The 17,829-nt window shown below is 57.5% G+C and carries 16 protein-coding genes; 6 read left to right on the top strand and 10 right to left on the bottom strand.

What is annotated here, in order from left to right; translation table 11 throughout:
* Positions 1-25 precede the first annotated feature (25 nt).
* The gene (locus tag ACUTSW_RS04685) at positions 26-1,711 is read right to left on the bottom strand and encodes a ribulokinase (protein ID WP_445583822.1); all 1,686 of its coding nucleotides are present in this window, start codon (positions 1,709-1,711) and stop codon (positions 26-28) included.
* Positions 1,712-2,073: 362 nt separating this feature from the next.
* On the opposite strand from ACUTSW_RS04685, the gene ACUTSW_RS04680 reads away from it, so the two are divergent.
* The 4 genes from ACUTSW_RS04680 to araC all read left to right on the top strand — a co-directional run bounded on the left by ACUTSW_RS04680 (position 2,074) and on the right by araC (position 6,877).
* Positions 2,074-3,057, top strand: a complete 984-nt coding sequence (locus ACUTSW_RS04680; protein WP_062870688.1) for an arabinose ABC transporter substrate-binding protein — start codon at positions 2,074-2,076, stop codon at positions 3,055-3,057.
* A gap of 61 nt (positions 3,058-3,118) precedes the next feature.
* Complete coding sequence (araG, locus tag ACUTSW_RS04675) at positions 3,119-4,654, top strand: L-arabinose ABC transporter ATP-binding protein AraG (protein ID WP_445583821.1); 1,536 nt, start codon at positions 3,119-3,121, stop codon at positions 4,652-4,654.
* A gap of 17 nt (positions 4,655-4,671) precedes the next feature.
* Positions 4,672-5,655, top strand: a complete 984-nt coding sequence (gene araH / locus ACUTSW_RS04670) for an L-arabinose ABC transporter permease AraH (protein ID WP_062870690.1) — start codon at positions 4,672-4,674, stop codon at positions 5,653-5,655.
* Positions 5,656-5,959: 304 nt separating this feature from the next.
* Complete coding sequence (gene araC, locus ACUTSW_RS04665) at positions 5,960-6,877, top strand: arabinose operon transcriptional regulator AraC (protein ID WP_013812728.1); 918 nt, start codon at positions 5,960-5,962, stop codon at positions 6,875-6,877.
* Positions 6,878-7,045: 168 nt separating this feature from the next.
* Here the strand turns inward: araC and ACUTSW_RS04660 are convergent, their stop codons facing one another.
* The 5 genes from ACUTSW_RS04660 to sodA all read right to left on the bottom strand — a co-directional run bounded on the left by ACUTSW_RS04660 (position 7,046) and on the right by sodA (position 12,672).
* Positions 7,046-8,170, bottom strand: coding sequence for a terpene synthase family protein (locus ACUTSW_RS04660; RefSeq protein ID WP_445583820.1), 1,125 nt, complete (start codon positions 8,168-8,170; stop codon positions 7,046-7,048).
* Positions 8,167-9,204 carry a Rieske 2Fe-2S domain-containing protein gene (locus tag ACUTSW_RS04655; RefSeq protein ID WP_445583819.1) on the bottom strand — a complete coding sequence of 346 codons (1,038 nt, stop codon included), beginning with the start codon at positions 9,202-9,204 and terminating at the stop codon, positions 8,167-8,169. Before ACUTSW_RS04655 ends, ACUTSW_RS04660 begins: the two co-directional genes overlap by 4 nt.
* Before the next feature lie 83 nt (positions 9,205-9,287).
* Positions 9,288-10,265 carry a sodorifen biosynthesis class I SAM-dependent methyltransferase SodC gene (gene sodC / locus ACUTSW_RS04650; protein WP_445583818.1) on the bottom strand — a complete coding sequence of 326 codons (978 nt, stop codon included), beginning with the start codon at positions 10,263-10,265 and terminating at the stop codon, positions 9,288-9,290.
* Positions 10,262-12,106, bottom strand: coding sequence for a sodorifen biosynthesis 1-deoxy-D-xylulose-5-phosphate synthase SodB (gene sodB / locus ACUTSW_RS04645; RefSeq protein ID WP_445583817.1), 1,845 nt, complete (start codon positions 12,104-12,106; stop codon positions 10,262-10,264). The genes sodC and sodB overlap by 4 nt, the downstream gene beginning before the upstream one ends.
* A gap of 26 nt (positions 12,107-12,132) precedes the next feature.
* Complete coding sequence (sodA, locus tag ACUTSW_RS04640) at positions 12,133-12,672, bottom strand: sodorifen biosynthesis isopentenyl-diphosphate Delta-isomerase SodA (protein WP_445583816.1); 540 nt, start codon at positions 12,670-12,672, stop codon at positions 12,133-12,135.
* A 470-nt stretch (positions 12,673-13,142) separates the two neighbouring features.
* On the opposite strand from sodA, the gene ACUTSW_RS04635 reads away from it, so the two are divergent.
* Together ACUTSW_RS04635 and ACUTSW_RS04630 are read left to right on the top strand one after the other, a co-directional pair.
* Positions 13,143-14,183, top strand: a complete 1,041-nt coding sequence (locus ACUTSW_RS04635) for an oxidoreductase (RefSeq protein ID WP_445583815.1) — start codon at positions 13,143-13,145, stop codon at positions 14,181-14,183.
* 75 nt (positions 14,184-14,258) lie between these two features.
* The gene (locus tag ACUTSW_RS04630) at positions 14,259-15,254 is read left to right on the top strand and encodes a bile acid:sodium symporter family protein (protein ID WP_004943926.1); all 996 of its coding nucleotides are present in this window, start codon (positions 14,259-14,261) and stop codon (positions 15,252-15,254) included.
* Positions 15,255-15,286: 32 nt separating this feature from the next.
* Here the strand turns inward: ACUTSW_RS04630 and add are convergent, their stop codons facing one another.
* The 4 genes from add to ACUTSW_RS04610 all read right to left on the bottom strand — a co-directional run bounded on the left by add (position 15,287) and on the right by ACUTSW_RS04610 (position 17,761).
* Positions 15,287-16,285: an adenosine deaminase gene (gene add / locus ACUTSW_RS04625; RefSeq protein ID WP_445583814.1), complete on the bottom strand. Its 999-nt coding sequence runs from the start codon at positions 16,283-16,285 to the stop codon at positions 15,287-15,289.
* A gap of 184 nt (positions 16,286-16,469) precedes the next feature.
* Positions 16,470-17,048, bottom strand: a complete 579-nt coding sequence (locus ACUTSW_RS04620) for an AAA family ATPase (RefSeq protein WP_445583813.1) — start codon at positions 17,046-17,048, stop codon at positions 16,470-16,472.
* Positions 17,045-17,482, bottom strand: coding sequence for a PTS sugar transporter subunit IIA (locus ACUTSW_RS04615; RefSeq protein WP_063198603.1), 438 nt, complete (start codon positions 17,480-17,482; stop codon positions 17,045-17,047). The genes ACUTSW_RS04620 and ACUTSW_RS04615 overlap by 4 nt, the downstream gene beginning before the upstream one ends.
* Positions 17,483-17,491: 9 nt before the next feature.
* Entirely contained in the window at positions 17,492-17,761 is a 270-nt protein-coding gene (locus ACUTSW_RS04610) for a hypothetical protein (protein ID WP_063198571.1), read from the bottom strand.
* Between the last annotated feature and the right edge of the window lie 68 nt (positions 17,762-17,829).

Here is a 17,829-nt window from a genome sequence, read left to right as displayed (position 1 = left end):
GGGGGTTAGCGTTGGGTATCGGGATTCAGCATGGCGAATCTGCGCCAGGGGCGTAGCGCGGCTCGGCGGCCAGGCACCATTGCTGATAGCGTTGATAAAGCTGTTGATAGCGCGCGACACGCGGCGGATCCGGCTGCAGCGTGCGTTCGATTCCGCAGGCCATCTGGCGCTGCGCCTCGGGCACGTTACTGAAACGGCCTGCGGCTACGGCGGCGAAGATCGCCGCACCCAGCGCGCAGCATTGATCGGAGGCGACAATCTGCAGCGGGCGGTTCATCACGTCGGCGCAGGCCTGCATGATCGTCGGCGATTTCCGCGCGATGCCGCCCATGGCCAGCACGTTGTCGACCGGGATGTCCTGCCGTTCGAAGCACTCCATGATGGCGCGGGCGCCAAAGGCGGTGGCGGCAATAAATCCGCCAAACAGCGTCGGCGCGTCGGTCCCGAGGTTCAAATCGGTAATCACGCCTTTCAGACGCTGGTTGGCATAGGGGGTGCGGCGGCCGTTAAACCAGTCCAGCACCACCGGTAGGTGATCCAGCGACGGATTGTTGGCCCAGGACTCGGTCAGCGCGGCCAGCAGGCCGGCTTCAATCTGTTTCAACTGCGGTTGCAGTTCGGGGTGGTTTTTCGCCGCCTCATGCAGCGGCCAGCTCAGCAAACGGCTGAACCAGGCATACATATCGCCAAAGGCCGATTGTCCGGCCTCCAGACCTATCAGTTCCGGTACTACGCTGCCGTCGACCTGGCCGCAGATCCCTTCGATCGCGCGCCCGTCGACCCGCTGACGATCGGCGATCAGGATGTCGCAGGTGGAGGTGCCAATCACCTTCACCAGGGTATAGGGTTGCGCCCCGGCGCCCACCGCGCCCATATGGCAATCGAACGCGCCACCGGATAACACCACGCTCTGCGGCAGCCCGAGGCGTGCGGCCCACTCGGCGGTGAGCGTGCCGACCGGCAAATCGGCGGTGTGGGAGTCTTCAAACAAAGGCCAGGGCAAGTCTTCGACCAGCAGGGGATCGAGCGCGGCGAAAAACGATTTCGGCGGCAGGCCGCCCCAGTCGGGGTGCCACAACGTTTTATGCCCGACGCTACAGCGCCCGCGTTTCAAACGTTGTGGAGCGGTGGTGCCGGACAGCAGCGCCGGCACCCAGTCGCACAGTTCCACCCAAGAGGCGGCGGCCTGCCGCACCCCGGCGTCCTGACGCGAAACGTGCAGGATCTTGGCCCAGAACCATTCGGATGAATAGACGCCGCCGATATAGCGAGAATAGTCGGGGAAATCGCCGCTGCGGCACAGCCGGTTGATAGCGTCGGCTTCCTCGATGGCGGTGTGATCTTTCCACAACACAAACATGGCGTTCGGGTTGTCGGCAAACTCCGGCCGCAGCGCCAGCACCTTGCCTTGCGCGTCAATCGGCGCAGGCGTGGAGCCGGTGGAATCGACCCCGATGCCGATCACCTGCAGCCGTTGCTGCGGGGACATGCGCTGCACCAGGCTGACGATCGCCTGTTCCATGGCTTCTATATAGTCGAGCGGGTGGTGGCGAAACCGGTTCTCTGCGGCGTTGCAGAATTCGCCGCGCTGCCAGCGAGGGTAGTAAACCACTTCGGTATCCAGCTCCTGGCCGTTATGGCAGTCAACCGCCAATACCCGCACCGAATCGCTGCCGAAGTCCAATCCCAGGGCAATAGCGTCTGCCGTCATGATGTTGACTCCTGATGTGTAAATACGCTGTGACAACCATAGGAGCGGGAGCGGTGGGCAGGTGAGGAGCCATTAGCTGGAAGTATGCACTTTTCTGCTTCGCACAGTGATTTTGTGACGGTTGTCATAAGTTGATGCTTGGCGAAACTCGCTAAATATATGCACATATCTGCTGTAATCCACGGATGTGATAGCGCTCTACATTTCGGCAACAAATACCCGCTAAAACTTAATCCGTCTTACAGCTGGTGTTGGGAGATGCCGCGCAAACAAGCGGCGCACCGACAACAGGCACCCTAATGATAACGTTTTCACGGCGAGCGAATTTATTCGCCGAAGAGAACAACACTGCGGAGAGCATCATGCATAAATTCACTAAGGCGTTGGCGGCACTGGGGCTGGCAGCCGTTATGTCACATTCGGCTGTCGCCGAGACCATGAAACTGGGCTTTTTGGTCAAGCAGCCAGAGGAACCCTGGTTCCAGACCGAATGGAAATTTGCCGACAAGGCCGGTAAGGATCTCGGTTTCGACGTGATCAAAATCGCCGTGCCGGACGGGGAGAAAACCCTTAACGCCATCGACAGCCTGGCGGCCAGCGGAGCCAAGGGCTTTGTCATCTGCACGCCGGATCCGAAGCTCGGCTCGGCGATCATGGCCAAGGCGCGCAGTTACAACCTGAAAGTGATCGCCGTGGACGATCAGTTCGTCACTGCCAAAGGCAAACCTATGGACAGCGTGCCGCTGGTGATGATGGCGGCCACCAAAATCGGTGAACGCCAGGGCCAGGAGCTGTGGAAAGAGATGAACAAACGCGGCTGGAAACCGGCGGACAGCGCCGTAATGGCGATCACCGCCGATGAGCTGGATACCGCCCGTCGCCGCACCGGCGGTTCGATTGCCGCGCTGAAAGCGGCCGGCTTCCCGGAAAAACAAATCTACTCGGTACCGACCAAGTCCAACGATATCCCGGGGGCGTTCGACGCCGCCAACTCGATGCTGGTGCAGCATCCTGAAGTGAAAAACTGGCTGATTGTCGGCATGAACGACAACACCGTGCTGGGCGGCGTGCGCGCCACCGAAGGCCAGGGCTTCAAGGCACCTAACGTGATCGGCATCGGCATCAACGGCGTGGATGCGGTCAGCGAACTGTCCAAGGCGCAGGCCACCGGTTTCTACGGGTCGCTGCTGCCAAGCCCGGACATTCACGGCTACAAGAGCATTCAGATGCTGCATGACTGGGTAGAAAAGGGTGTGGAGCCGCAGAAATTTACCGAAGTGACCGACGTGGTGCTGATCACCCGCGACAACTTTAAAACCGAACTGCAGAAAAAAGGCCTGATGTAATCACCGAGCCGCCCGCAGCGTTAACGCCGGGCGGCATTTTTGACCGCAGGAGGATCGCATTATGACCGCCGCATTGCCGTATCTGACGTTTAAAGGCATCGGTAAAACCTTCCCGGGCGTGAAGGCGCTGGACGATATCAGTTTCAGCTGCCAGGCCGGGCAGATCCACGCGTTGATGGGAGAAAACGGCGCCGGGAAATCCACGCTGCTGAAAATCCTCAGCGGCAACTACGCGCCGACCCAGGGCGAAATTCAACTGAAAGGCCAGCCGGTACAGTTCGCCAATACCACCGACGCCCTGAACGCCGGGGTAGCGATTATCTACCAGGAGCTGCATCTGGTGCCGGAAATGACGGTGGCGGAGAATATTTATCTCGGCCAGTTGCCGACCAAACTCGGGCTGGTGGATCGCAAGCTGTTGCGTTACGAATCCCGCTTGCAACTGGAGCATCTCGGGTTGGATATCGACCCGGATACGCCGCTGAAATACCTGTCGATCGGCCAGTGGCAGATGGTGGAAATCGCCAAGGCGCTGGCGCGCAACGCCAAGGTGATCGCGTTTGACGAGCCGACCAGTTCGCTGTCCGCCAGAGAGATTGAGCAATTGTTCCGGGTGATCCGCGAACTGCGCGCCGAAGGGCGGGTGATCCTCTACGTTTCGCACCGCATGGAAGAGATCTTTGCCCTCAGCGATGCCATCACGGTATTCAAAGACGGCCGCTATGTGCGCACCTTTGACGACATGAGCCAGGTCAACAACGCGCAGCTGGTGCAGGCGATGGTGGGCCGCGATCTCGGTGACGTCTACGGTTATCAGCCGCGTGAGCTGGGGCCGGTGAGATTGTCGCTGCAGGGATTGCAGGCGCCTGGCGTCAAAACCCCTATCGATCTGAGCGTGCGCGCCGGGGAGATCGTCGGGCTGTTCGGCCTGGTGGGCGCCGGACGCAGCGAACTGATGAAGGGCATTTTCGGCGCCACGCGGGTCAGCCGCGGGCAACTGACGCTGGATGGCCAGCGGCTGGACATCCGTTCGCCGATAGACGCTATCCGCGCCGGCATCATGCTGTGCCCGGAGGACCGCAAGGCGGACGGCATCATTCCGGTGCATTCGGTGCGAGACAACATCAACATCAGCGCGCGGCGTAAAAGCATCCGCGCAGGCTGCCTGATCAATAACGGCTGGGAAATCAGCAACGCCGACCACCACATCCGTGCGCTGAATATCAAAACCCCAAGTGCCGGTCAGCTGATTATGAATTTATCCGGCGGTAACCAGCAGAAGGCGATTCTGGGCCGCTGGCTGTCGGAAGAAATGAAAGTGATCCTGCTGGATGAGCCGACGCGCGGTATCGACGTCGGCGCCAAGCATGAAATTTACCATGTGATTTACCAACTGGCGCAGCAGGGCATCGCGGTGCTGTTCGCTTCCAGCGATTTGCCCGAAGTGCTGGGGCTGGCGGACCGCATCATCGTGATGCGCGAAGGCGCCATTTCCGGCGAATTATTGCATGACGATGCCAGCGAGGAAAAAGCCCTCAGCCTGGCGATGCTGCGCACCCCCGATATTGCCCCTGATGCCGCTGCGGCGGTGGCTTGATTGTGAAGGAGAAAGAGATGTCGACCATAACGACCCATTCTGTGAAAAACCGCAGCGGCCGGGGGCTGGCGCGTATCTGGGACAGCTACGGCATGCTGGTGGTGTTCGCGGTGCTGTTTATCGCCTGCGTAGTGTTTGTGCCTAACTTCGGCTCTTTCATCAACATGAAAGGGCTGGGGCTGGCGATATCCATGTCCGGCATGGTGGCCTGCGGCATGCTGTTTTGCCTGGCCTCCGGCGACTTCGATCTGTCCGTCGCTTCGGTTATCGCCTGTGCCGGGGTTACCACGGCGGTGGTGATCAACCTGACCGAAAGCCTGTGGATCGGCGTAGGCGCCGGCCTGCTGTTGGGCGTGGCGTCGGGGTTGATTAACGGTTTTGTCATCGCCCGGCTGAAAATCAACGCCCTGATCACCACGCTGGCCACCATGCAGATCTTGCGCGGGCTGGCCTACATCATTTCCGACGGCAAAGCGGTGGGCATTGAAGACGAGCGCTTCTTCACCCTGGGTTACGCCAACTGGCTGGGGTTGCCTGCGCCGATCTGGATCACCGTCGCCTGCCTGATCCTGTTCGGTTTCCTGCTCAACAAAACCACCTTTGGCCGCAATACGCTGGCGATCGGCGGCAACGAAGAGGCGGCGCGGCTGGCCGGGGTGCCGGTGGTACGCACGAAAATCATCATCTTTGTGCTGTCCGGGCTGGTGTCGGCCGCCGCCGGCATCATTCTGGCTTCGCGCATGACCAGCGGCCAGCCGATGACCTCGATCGGCTATGAGCTGATCGTGATCTCGGCCTGCGTGCTGGGCGGGGTGTCGCTGAAGGGGGGTATCGGCAAAATTTCCTACGTTATCGCCGGCATCCTGATCCTCGGCACGGTAGAGAACGCGATGAATTTGCTGAATATCTCGCCGTTCTCGCAATATGTGGTGCGCGGCGTGATCCTGCTGGCGGCGGTAATTTTCGACCGCTACAAACAGCAAGCCAAACGCACGGCGTAGAAAATCGTTAACCCTGCTCACAGTTCTGCCATCGGCTCAGGCAGTAATCTGCCGGGCCGATACACTACGTATACCAGACTGCTGACAAAGCCCGTTATTAGGGATAGCGTGCCGAAGGGGTCGTAACGGCCTTGGCCGTCGACCAATTTGCCGGGAGCAAATTGGAACGACTTCATGTCGGCCCGCAGGGTGGGACACAGGGATGTGTCCCATAATGGCCCCTCGGTGCGCTAGGCCCGGGTATCTCGGACTCAAAGACAACTTTGTCATCAACCTCACAATACAAGCCGTTTGAGGAGGACCGATGTATCATCGCATGGCACAGGAACCGCAACCGAACCCGCTGTTACCGGGTTACACCTTCAATGCCTATCTGGTGGCCGGGCTGACGCCGATCATGGCGGACGGCCCGTTGGATTTCTTTATCGACCGCCCCGGCGGCATGAAGGGCTATATTCTCAACCTGACCATCAAGGGCCAGGGAAAAGTGTTCGACGGCGAGGACACCTTTTACTGCAACCCCGGCGATCTGCTGCTGTTTCCTCCCAAGGCATCCCATTACTACGGCCGTTCACCAGACAGCGACTGTTGGTATCACCGCTGGGTTTATTTCCGCCCGCGCGCCTATTGGGCCGATTGGCTGGAATGGCACAGCAAAACCCATGAGGTAGGGCGCCTGACGCTGCCAAACAATAACCTGCTGCTGGAATTCGATCGGTTGTTCGCCAATATCGAACAGACCCAGCGTTCCGGCCGCCGTTTTGCGGAAGAGCTGGGCATGAACCTGCTGGAACGCCTGTTACTGCGCGCGATGGAAGAAGATCCGCTCAGCCCGCAAAAAATCATGGATCCGCGAGTCATCGAAGCCTGTCAGTTCATCACCGGCAACCTGGCGGGCGAGTTGCGCATTGACGAGGTGGCTCGCCATGTCTGCCTGTCGCCGTCGCGGCTGGCGCACCTGTTCCGCGAGCAGGTGGGCATCAATATCCTGCGCTGGCGCGAGGATCAGAGGGTGATCCGTGCCAAGCTGCTGTTACAGACTACTCAAGAGTCGATCGCCACCATCGGCCGGGTGGTGGGCTATGACGATCAGCTCTATTTTTCCCGCGTATTTCGCAAGCGGGTGGGGGTCAGCCCAAGCGATTTCCGCCGCCGCAGCCTGGAGATTAACTACCCGGCGAAAAGCGAGCGCCAAACGCCTTACGCGGCTGTGACCGGTTAACTGCGTTGAGGACATGCGCGGTAACCGGGCTGCCAGGGGAGAGGGAACCCGGTTACCGCGTATACGACTATTTCAGCAGCGGGTTGGAATCCGTGATTTTCTCGATGGCGATGCTATAAGTTCTCGGGGAACTACGTCGCCAGTTTAGCCATGTGCCAAATTCAAAGGTTAACGCTGTTGCCCGCGAGCCGGATCGTACTCCCACCACCATTTCAGCGCGTCTATATCGATAATGCGGGTGTTATTGAAGGTTTCAGCTGGCTGCGGTTGTGTCAGTTGACCACCTTCGAAAGCCCCTTCATCGCTATGGCCGCTCATCGATTTATAACGGCGAGTGTTTTGCGACCAGACGGTCGCGCCGACATAGTAACGAACCACCGATTCCAGATAGGCTTTCAACCCGGCAGAGGCCGTTTTTTCGACTTCGGTACGCAAACGCATAAATAGCCCCAGCAACCGCAGCCGCATTTCAAGATATTCCTCAATACCCTGCTCAAAGCTGTATTGTCGTTCGCGAATCAACACGCGGATAAGATTGTGTTCTTTATAATTCGAGCCGCGCACCATTTCTTTCAGATAGGCATGAGGCTCCGTTTCCCAGGCCATCAGGTGTGACAACATTTCAAACAACGCTCGCACGCGGCGATCCTCAAATTCCCGCTGCGACACATCAACATTGGCGATCACATGCCCCAACGTCGGGAACGACCAGGCACCGCCACCGGTTACACGCATGGAAATATAGTCATTCAGCGAAGGGGCCGGATTGATGGCCTTCCACATCTCAGACATCATGTAGATGCGTATCGATTCGACAAAACGGGCGGTTTGCTCCGGTTTGGCGTATTTATCCAGCCGGACTCGCAGGTCACGTGCAGCAAGAGCATAACGATCCTGCGAAAGCGGGTATTCCGGTGACTCAAACTGCCGCCAGATTTCCGCCGAAGCCTGAATAAATTTTTCCGGATTGCGGGAAATCGGGCCCTCATCGCAATATTCATCGTCGTAGGCAAAAGCCCACATGCAAAAATCCACCCCAACCTGCAGCAGTTCATCACTGCCAACGGGATACATCATCGATCCCAGCCAGCTACAGTGAATGTTGGCCAACCGCTGGCGCTGGTCATCATCCTGATACAGTTCAAAGCGATCCGCGTAGGCTCGGGTGGCTTGTTCGAACGGATCACTGTCATAGCAGTCCTGATCCAAATAAGGTGTGGCGTTGCCGGATGCAAAATGGGGATGAATAGCAAAGATGAACGGCTGGGGGAGTGCCGGCAGTTTAATCGTCATTCAGTGTCTCCTCTCGGATAGAATTGCGTGCTCCAGCGGCGATATACCGCCATATTGCCTTCGCCCGCCATTAATCTGGGCTGTTCGATAAAGCGCCTGTTACGCCAGACGTCAAAGTCCTCCTTAACCGTTTTAACAAACCAGTGGTGGATGTAGAGCAACAAGACCGCATAGACAAAGCGCTGCAACCGGCGCGGCAAACGTGTAACCCGCTCAACGCGAATGGTATCGATCATGCGGAACTCCCAACTCAGCGGGGCGATCTGCGTGCCCAATGCCTGGGTGCGGGCAGTCAGCCCCAAACGGGTGAACTCGGCCTCACCCACAGCGTAGCCGAGGCCAAAGCACCGCATTTTCATATTTACCACTTGGCCGAACACCTTGGCCTGCATGGTGTAAGTCATTTGATGCCGATCTTCCTGATGCCGGGTAACGACCTCCTGCAAACCATGCAGATAGGCGAAATGTAGCGGATCGGCGCTATTCTCCGTCATGTCCTGGCACAATCCCTGCAACAGAAATTTTTCATAACGGCCCTGTGAGAACCCCACAAGATCCAGCGCTGGCAGTTGCCAAGAGGGCGGTAAATCATCCTGATGACGCCAGACAAAAATGACACCGTCGATCTCGGCGATATAACGCTGCGTCAATGCTGCCGTCGGTGGTTTTTGGCCGCCCGCCGACCGCACACAGAGTCCGTCTGGATTAAAGGCTAAACCGTGGAATGGGCAAACCAGTTCTTCCCCTGTCACTTTACCGCCATAGCCCAGATGGGCACCAAGGTGTGGGCAGTAAGGATCGATCGCCCGTGCAGCACCGGATGCTGTGCGGTATAGCACCAACTCCTGCCCCATAAAAGGCACCCGCTGCACCTGCTCGGGTAACAGTTGGTGGCTGAAACCGACCGCAAACCAACCGTTGGGATAAGGTAACGGCTGTTGGCCAATCCCTGTGGCGCTGCGTTTATGTTCCGAGGCGGTCACCAGAGTAATGGGTACTACGCTGTCCCGTTCCGCCGTCGAGAATGCATCCATCGTGAGCTCCTGTGCTGAACTGACTCTGTGGGGTTGTCGCTATTTATTTCGACGGCTGGATAATCCACCGTCCTGAGCCCTGTTTATTTAACCGGTTTTTGTGCAATCACGCTGTAAGTCGAAACCTTGTTCTTCAGCAGCGCCACCGACCAGTTTTCCGCCAGCACCCTCAGCTCCTCCAGCGCGCCCTCAACCCCCGAGGGGAAATGACGCTCGATATTGGCTTTGGAGTCCATCAACCAGTGCGCTACGTCAACGTTTGACGGCAATACGCGAAAATCCTTTATGGTGAACCCGCTGTCTTCCAGCACCTGGCCAAAGTAAGCCGGCGTTTTTTGATGGCGGCAGGCCAGGCGATCAACAATATCCGGCGTATCGGACTGGTAGCGCTCCGGTTCGACGTTGTACAGGTTGTCGGAGATGATCACCTTGCCACCGGGCCGTACCCGGGCGAATAACGCGCGCATGGCTTTCTCGTACAGCTCGTTGGGGAAATGAGAGATGACGCCGCGGATGATCACCAGGTCATAAAGATCATCAGGGTCCGGCAACAGTCCGATGTCCTGCGCGTTGCACAAAAACAGATTGATGCGGCCGCTCAACCCTTGCTCGGCATGGGAGCGGGCGCAGTAGTTGAGCTGCTGCGCGCTGACGTTAACGCCGTCCAGCCGCTGGCATTCCGGATAACGTTCCGCCAGATGCTTGAGGATGTAACCCCAGCCGCAGCCGATATCCAGGATACGGCGCATCGCCGGCCGATCGCTGCCGGTTACCCCGGCCAGAAACAGCTGCTGCTCGAAATAACGGACACTGGACTCATCCAGCCCAGCGGTGGGTTTCAGTTTCGATGTCGGCGTCAGGGCAGGAGCCGTATCCTCATACACCCCAAATTGAAACAGCAGCGTATCGCCGATGGCCTTGCGCCAATGGTCCGGTTCTTCGCAGTAGGTCTGTACCACCTTCTCCTCATAGCTGTCGGTCTGGCTATCTCGGATCACCTGATACGGCAGATTTTGTAAATATACCGGATCGGGTGACTTTACTTCGGACAGATTGCTCATGGTCGCTCTCCTCGATAAACGCGCGTGTTTTCGTGTAAAAAAGCTTCACTTTCATCGGTAAAACTCCCCACGTCGGCAACAAACTTCGCCACCGGCGGTGTAACAAAGCTGACAATGGCGTTTTCGATGCCGTCGGCGTCCAGACCGCAGGTCGCCAGCAGCTCAGCCGGCTCGCCGTGCTCGACAAAATTATCCGGAAAGCCCAGCAACAAGTTGTTTACCGCGATCCCGGCGGCGGACAGGCATTCCAGGCAGGCGCTCCCCGCGCCGCCGGCGATGCAGCCTTCTTCTACCGTAACCAGGGTCTCATGGGTACGCGCCAGGCGCTGCAGCAGCCCAACGTCGAGCGGCTTGACGAAGCGCATATTGACCACGGTCGCATCCAGTCGGACGCCGGCTTCCAGCGCCGGCGTGACCATCGAGCCGAAGGCCAGAATGGCGATCCGTCGTCCAATGCGGCGAACCTGCGCCTTTCCCAACGGCAAGGTCGCCATCTCGCGCTGCGGCAGCACGCCGGGGCCACTGCCGCGCGGATAACGCACCGCCGCCGGGCCATGATGATTCAGCGCGGTATGCAGCATTTGCCGGCACTCATTTTCATCCGCCGGGCACATCAGCAGCAGATTGGGAATGCAACGCAGATAAGCCAGATCGAACATGCCCATATGGGTCGCGCCATCGGCTCCTACCACGCCGGCGCGATCGATGGCGAAGGTTACCGGCAGTTTCTGGATGGCGACGTCGTGGATAAGTTGGTCATAACCGCGCTGCAGGAAGGTGGAGTAAATCGCCACTACCGGCCGCATGCCTTCGGCGGCCAGGCCGCCGGCAAAGGTCACCGCATGCTGTTCGGCGATGCCGACGTCGAAATAGCGATCGGGAAAGCGCTGCTGAAAGGCCACCAGGCCGGAACCTTCACGCATCGCCGGGGTAATGCCGACCACGCGCACGTCGCGCTCTGCCTCGTCGCACAACCAGTCGCTGAATACCCGCGTATAGCTCAGCTTACCGGCGGGGGTGGGCAATATTCCGGCGTGCGGACAAAATTTGGCCGGCGCATGGTAGTTCACGGGATCGGCCTCGGCGTGCGAAAAGCCTTGGCCCTTACGGGTGATGACATGCAGCAACTGCACCCCGTGTCGATCGCGCACTCGCTCCAGAGCCGGGATCAGCGTCGCCAGATCGTGGCCGTCAACCGGCCCCGAGTAGTCAAAGCCCAAGGTGCTGAACAGTGACGCCGATTCGCCGCCTTGCAGAGCGACGAGATGCTGTTTCAGCGCGCCGACCGATGGCGAGATCGACATATCGTTATCGTTGAGGATCACCAGTAAGGGCAGGTCCGGATCGAGCGTGGCGTTGTTCATCGCCTCAAAGGCCAGACCGGCACTGAGCGCTCCGTCACCAATGACCGCGATGCAACGCCGGGCCTGCCGCTGCAGCCTGGCGGCGTGCGCCATCCCCAACGCGGCGGAGATTGACGTGCTGGAATGGGCGGTGCCGAAGCTGTCATAGGGGGATTCATCCCGTCTTGGAAAGCCGGAAATGCCGCCCTTTTGGCGCAGGTTGCTCATCTGTCCGCGTCTGCCGGTAATCGCTTTGTGCGGATAACATTGATGACCGACGTCCCAGACAATGCGATCGTTTGGCGTATCAAAGACATAATGCAGCGCCAGGGTTAATTCCACCACGCCGAGATTAGAGGCTAAATGACCACCGCTTTTTGCAATGCTGGATAATAAAAATGCCCGGAGTTCATGTGCAGCCTGTGCTAATTGCTCACGGGTTAATTTCCGCAAATCAATCGGAAAATTAATTAATTCCAATAAGGTATCCATAGCCATTCACCAGTCATTTAATGTGGATAGCATTAACGGGATGCAAGCTTTTCCCATCGTGTTATTTCATTGGCATCAAAACTTTTTATTATTAACCTGAACCAGGTGGTGAATTTTTCCGGATGCAATTCAACCTCATGCAATAACGGGATAACATCAATCCATCGCGAATTTTCCACTTCGTCAGGATTAATATCAGGCTCGCCTTCAAACAACCCAACATAAATATGGTCGAACTCGTGTTCAGTCAAATTTCCAGGTACTTCAGCATGATAGGTAAAGCTGGAGACCTTTTTCAATGGGGTGAAAAACCCCATTTCTTCCTGTAAACGCCGCTGGGCGGCAGCATCGGTATCCTCACCCCAGCGCGGATGGCCACAGCAACTGTTGGTCCACAATCCGGCCGAATGATATTTGCTGAACGCTCTTTGTTGCAGCAGCCATCTTCCTTTGTTATCAAATATAAAGATCGAAAATGCACGATGTAATAGCCCTTGCTGATGAACAGAGAGTTTTCCCTCCGAACGGATAGGATTATCTTTGTCATCAACGAGGATCAGCATTTCTTCCACGAGTGACCCCCGAAATAAATTCGATTGAGGATTGGGTGTTTTTTGAACAATTGAAGTTTAATTAAAGACGCATTTCTTTTATTGTCAAATTTATTTAATGATGGTTTTTAATAAAAATAAATTAATCATGATGATGACTATTTCCATGAGGAAGTATCCGCTAGTGACATATTTTTAACTTATGGTTGAACTTGACGTTAATTCAATGACGTGGGAGTTTTGCCATGGTGAAAAATATTTTATGTTAAAGCCAGGCGCTGGATGTTTTTGGCTACAGAAACAAAAGGGTCGGCTAGCCCAATGATGCTAAACCCTGTGTCCCTGACTGTAATGAAGCGCCTCGGTCATGTTGATTGCAGAGTGGGGTTATTGTGCGTCGCTGCAGTTAACATCACATTTACTTCTTGTTCCCGCCTGCGTCATGGTGTCAAATCTGATCGGTCTATAGCGAGCCAGCAAGAGGAAATATCATGGCAGAAAAAATTCGGGTTGGGCTGGTAGGTTACGGCTATGCCAGCAAAACCTTTCATGCGCCGCTGATTGTCGGCACCCCTGGCGTAGAACTGGCCGCCGTGTCCAGCAGCGATGCCGGCAAAGTGCACGCCGACTGGCCTGCGATGACGGTAGTGAGCGATCCGCAGGCGTTGTTCAACGACCCGTCTATCGATCTGATCGTCATTCCCACACCCAACGATACCCACTTCCCGCTGGCGCAGCAGGCGATGGCCGCCGGCAAGCATGTGGTGGTAGATAAACCCTTTACCGTGACATTGTCACAAGCGCAAGAGCTGAAACAGCAGGCGGAACAGAGCGGCACACTGCTGTCGGTGTTCCACAACCGCCGCTGGGACAGCGATTTCCTCACGCTCAAGGCGCTGCTGAAAGACGGCGCGCTCGGCGAAGTGGTTTACTTTGAGTCGCATTTCGATCGCTTCCGGCCGGAAGTGCGTCAGCGCTGGCGCGAGCAGGCCGGCGCCGGCACCGGCATCTGGTACGATTTGGGGCCGCACCTGATCGATCAGGCGCTGCAATTGTTCGGCAAGCCGCAAACGCTGTTTGTCGATCTGGGCGAACTGCGCCCTGGCTCGCAATCGGTGGATTATTTCCATGCTGTGTTGAACTACGGCAATCGCCGGGTGGTGCTGCATGGCACGGTGCTGGCGGCGGCGGAAACCGCGCGTTATATCGTGCACGGCACCCAGGGCAGCTTTATCAAGTTCGGGTTGGACCCGCAGGAAGATCGCCTGAAAGCCGGTGAGCGCCTGCCGCAGGCTGACTGGGGCTACGATATGCGCGACGGCGTAGTGACATTGTCACGCGATGGCATACTGGCGGAGAAGCCGTTGCTGAGCATTCCCGGCAACTACCCGGCCTATTACGCGGCAATTCGCGATGCGATTAACGGCGAGGGCGAAAACCCGGTGCCGGCCGGCGACGCCATCAAAGTGATGGAAATGATCGAGCTGGGCATTGAGTCTGCGAAACAGCAAAAGGCGTTGCCGGTGGTTTGAACGCCGTAGTTTCTGTCATCCACGGTTCCGGGTTCGCTTGGCGAACCCGTTTTACTCTTCGAGGGATCCCGATTCATGTCCTGGTTACAGCGTCTGCGCATTGATAAGTTTTTGTTGGTCCTGATTTTTGTGGTGATCGTCGCCTCGATCTTCCCCTGCGAAGGGGTATGGAAAACCTTCTTCGAACGCCTGACTACCGCCGCCATTGCGCTGTTGTTCTTTATGCATGGCGCCAAGCTGTCGCGCGAGGCGATTATCGCCGGCATGAGCCACTGGAAACTGCATTTGGTGGTGTTTCTCAGCACTTTCGCGCTGTTCCCGCTATTGGGGCTGGCGATGAATTGGATGGTGCCGGGGCTGATGACGCCGACGGTTTATCTGGGCTTCCTTTATCTGTGCGCGTTGCCGGCAACGGTTCAGTCGGCCATCGCATTCACTTCTGCGGCGGGCGGTAACGTGGCCGCGGCGATTTGCAGCGCCTCGGCGTCCAGTATCCTCGGTGTTTTCCTGTCGCCGCTGCTGGTGGGGGCCTTGATGCATACTCAGGGCGGGAACACCGACGTAGTGCACGCCATTGGTTCGATAATTCTGCAACTGATGGTGCCGTTTGTGGTGGGGCATTTGGCGCGGCCGTTGATTGGCAAATGGGTCGATCGCCACCGTAAACTGATCAACATCACTGACCGTTCATCGATATTGCTGGTGGTGTATACCGCGTTCAGCGCTGCGGTGGTGGAAGGCATCTGGCACCGCATTGATGGCTGGTCGTTGCTGACCATTCTGGTGATGTCGCTGGTGCTGCTGACGGTGGTGCTGATTATCAACACTTACACGGCGCGCTGGCTGGGGTTCGATACCGCCGATGAGATCACTATTGTGTTCTGCGGCTCGAAAAAGAGCCTGGCGAACGGCATTCCGATGGCCAACGTGCTGTTTCCGGCCGCTGCGGTGGGGGCCATGGTGCTGCCGCTGATGATTTTCCATCAGGTGCAATTGATGGTGTGCGCCGTACTGGCGCAGCGCTATGCGCGCAAAACCGCCAAACAGCGGGAGGCGCTGGCGGTGAAATAAACCGGGGCGCGTTATACGCGCCCCTTGCTTCATCAGCCCTGCACTTTATCGCGCAGAGCCTGCTTTTCCTGCTCGCTGAGGAACGCCATTTTCAGGCCGTTTTCCTGTGCGGTGCGGATTTCAGCCGGCGTCAGCCCGGCTTGTGGCGCCGATACCCGATATTCGTGTTCGATCTCGATGCCCTGAACCGCCGGATCATCGGTGTTGATCGATGCCAGTACGCCGTGGCGCAGGAATTTCGCCAGTGGATGCTGGGCCAGAGAAGAGACGGTGCTGGTCTGAATATTGGAGGTCAGGCAGGATTCGATGCCGATGCCGTGTTCAGCCAGGAAGTCCATCAGCGCCGGATCTTCAATCGCTTTCACCCCGTGGCCGATACGTTCGGCACCCAGCTCGCGGATCGCCTGCCAAATGCTTTCCGGGCCTGCGGCTTCGCCCGCGTGCACGGTAATGCGCAAGCCGGCGTCGCGGGCGCGGTTGAAGTGGCTGAGGAACAGGCTGCCCGGGAAGCCCAGCTCGTCACCGGCCAGATCCAGCGCAGTAATGCCGTCACGGTGCGCCAGCAGGCCTTCCAGCTCTTGCAAACAGGCCGCTTCGCCAAAGGTACGGCTCATGATGCCGATCAGGCGGACATCGATGCCCCGATCGCGAACGCCGGAACGAATGCCGTCAATCACCGCTTCGACTACCCCAGCCACCGGCAGTTGGTGTTTCATCGCCATGTAATACGGCGAGAAGCGCAGCTCGGCGTAGTGCAGGCCGGCATTGGCCGCGTCCTCTACGTTTTCGTAGGCTACCCGGCGGCAGGCATCCAGGTCGCCCAGCACCGCCACGCCCCAGTCCAGCTTTTGCAGAAAGCTGATCAGATCCGGTTCGGCATGGGTGATTTGCACATGCGGGCGCAGCGCTTCCAGCTCGTCAGCGGGCAGGGCCAGATTGAACTGACGGCCCAGATCGAGAATGGTTTGCGCACGGATGTTGCCGTCGAGGTGACGGTGAATGTCGGTAAGCGGTAGGCGGGAGTCAATCATGATCTGCACTCGTATTTTGTTGTAGGTAAAGTGCATATCAGTATAAAAACAAAAGAATGAAAATTGCCATTACGTTGCATAAAAAAGTGATGAAAATCACATTAATTGCGGGCGGCGTCGCATTTTTGGCTAATGGCGGGCGAGAGGCTCCCGCGTTTGCTCTGACCGGCAGTCGCGGAAAACATCAACCTGCCATCCGCTTGCCGATGTTATCGTCACCGATGCCGTACTCCGCCAGCCAATCGACAATCCTGCCTATCTCCACCGGCTGGGCCTGTTCAACCCGGAACACCGGGCCGATGGCCATCGGGGTGGCGCGTTCGGCCAGCGCCCGCAATTCAGGCAAATACTCTGCGCCGGGGTGGCCTTTGGACCGTTGGCCGATGCGCGAACCATAGCGTTCGGCCGCCAACTCGCCGGAAATCTGGTTCCACACTTCGAGGGGCTGCACCACCCCGGCTTCTCGCAGGTAATGGCGCAACGGCTCCCTGGGCTGAAAGCCGAACCAGGCGTCGATAACGTAAGTACAGCATTCCGGTGCCTGCGCCACGATTGACCAAATGGCGTCATAAGCGGCGCAGCCAAGCCGCCGATTCAGTGCCCGATCCACGTTGTCCAACCGCGACATAAACGGCTCCTTGATGCCGTCGAGGGTCAGATACGGCAGGCCGAAATGGTGCGCCAAGGCCTGCGCGACGGTGCTTTTGCCCGAGGCAGGAATGCCATTGACCAGAATGACGGTTTTTCCGCTCGTCAGAGTCATAATATTTCCACCACTTCTTGCCATATTTTCGCGGCGCGGAGCTTGTCGAGCCGCTCTTTATTGTCCAGCAAATCGACAATGGCGCGAATGCCGTCTTCGATATGCCGGTTACTGTCGGTCGCGCCGAACAGGATAACGATATCGGCCTTTTCGCTGTCGCGAAAGGCGATAGGCTCCTCCAGCAACACCATGCTGAAGCAGTTTTTAATGACCCCGCACTCCGGCCGCGCGTGGGGTATGGCGATGCCTTCGTCAAACACGTAATAAGCGCCATGGGCCAGCGTATTGCTGATCACCGCCTGATAATAAGAAGCGTGAATATAGCCGTTATCCACCAGGGGCTGAGCCGCCAGCGTAATGACCTTTTTCCAGTCCGTTTCCTTGACGCCGACCTGTATGGCGCCGGCCTCAATCAGCAGTTGTTTAATTGTCATCATGATCCCTCAGAGATTTTTCCTGATAATATTGCGCAGCTCGTCCATCTTGATAAAAACGGCATCGATATGTTGGCGATGGTTCTGGCTTTTGGCATAAATCTTTACTGCCCGATTATAGGCCAGCATTAATGCCTTATGGATTTCGCCGTCCGCCGGCGTTGCCGCCAACCGCCGTTCCAGTGCGTTAATTTCGGCTGCAATTTCATTGGCTTCATCATCGTAATTCGTGGCGGGCAGCGTTTCTTTTTCCCGCTGACGTTTCATAAAATTAAACATATATTCTCCAGTCTATCCCTGCGCCTTTCTCGCCGCGGCATGGTGTATCAATCGGCCCCTGTAAGGGC

The organism is Serratia sp. TSA_198.1, from assembly GCF_052686505.1.
Note: the sequence above shows the minus strand (reverse complement) of the source record. Positions and strands in the feature narration are given on the sequence as shown.